An 852-nucleotide genomic window follows, 5' to 3' on the forward strand; every position below is an offset into this window, starting at 1 on the left:
TAGGGGGTGTGCGGCGGGCTCCACGATCGGTAGGCCTGCCGTTGCCGGGTGCCGGACCGGATCGTGGAGGTGCCCCTGATCGGGGCCGCAGTCTCGATCCGTCCGGCAGCCGCTCTTGACATGCGAGCGAAGTAAGTGTTCGATCAGTCACATGCCCACCCCCTCCTCCCGCTCCACCGCCGAGGCGCAGCGCGAGCGGATCACCGCGGCGGCGCTCCACGTCTTCGCGCGCACCGGCTACGCCGCGACTCCGATCACCGAGGTCGCCGCCGAGGCCGGCGTCTCGCCCGCCTACGTCTTCCGCCTGTTCCCGGGCAAGCTCGGCGTCTTCGTCGCCGCGGTCGATCGCTGCTACGAGCAGGTGGCGACCACGCTCGCGGCGGCGGGGGAGGCCTCGCCCTCCTCGGACCCGGCCGACCGGCTCGAGGCGATGACCGTCGCCTACATCGACCTGATCGCCGACCGCGACCTGATCATGCTGCAGTCGCAGGCGCAGAGCGCGTGCGACGTCCCCGAGATCCGCGAGGCTGTGCGCCGCGGGATCTCCGCGGTCGTCCGGACGGTCACCGTCGTCTCCGGAGCCGACGGCCCGGCCGTGCAGCGCTTCATCGCCTACGGGCAGCTCTGCCACCTGATCGTGCAGACCGACCTCGGCGGCGTCGACTCCGAGTGGGCCCGCATCGTCTCCGACGGCATCCGGCACCGCGACTGAGTCCGCGGCGCTCGCCTCTCCTCCTCTTCTTCCTCCCCTCCTCCTTCTCCTCTTCGCCACCATCCCTTTTCATATCCGCCGTTGTGACTGTTCGGTCACTCACCTACGACCTCCAGGAGCCCCTCATGTCCACCACCCTT

At 70.2% G+C, this 852-nt stretch carries 1 protein-coding gene; it reads left to right on the forward strand.

The genetic code is table 11. The features are described 5' to 3' along the window. Positions 1–151 precede the first annotated feature (151 nt). Complete coding sequence (locus tag C5C82_RS17130; protein ID WP_104355438.1) at positions 152–712, forward strand: TetR/AcrR family transcriptional regulator; 561 nt, start codon at positions 152–154, stop codon at positions 710–712. Positions 713–852 lie beyond the last annotated feature (140 nt).

Source organism: Rathayibacter sp. AY1D5 (genome assembly GCF_002932515.1).
Taxonomy (GTDB): domain Bacteria; phylum Actinomycetota; class Actinomycetes; order Actinomycetales; family Microbacteriaceae; genus Rathayibacter.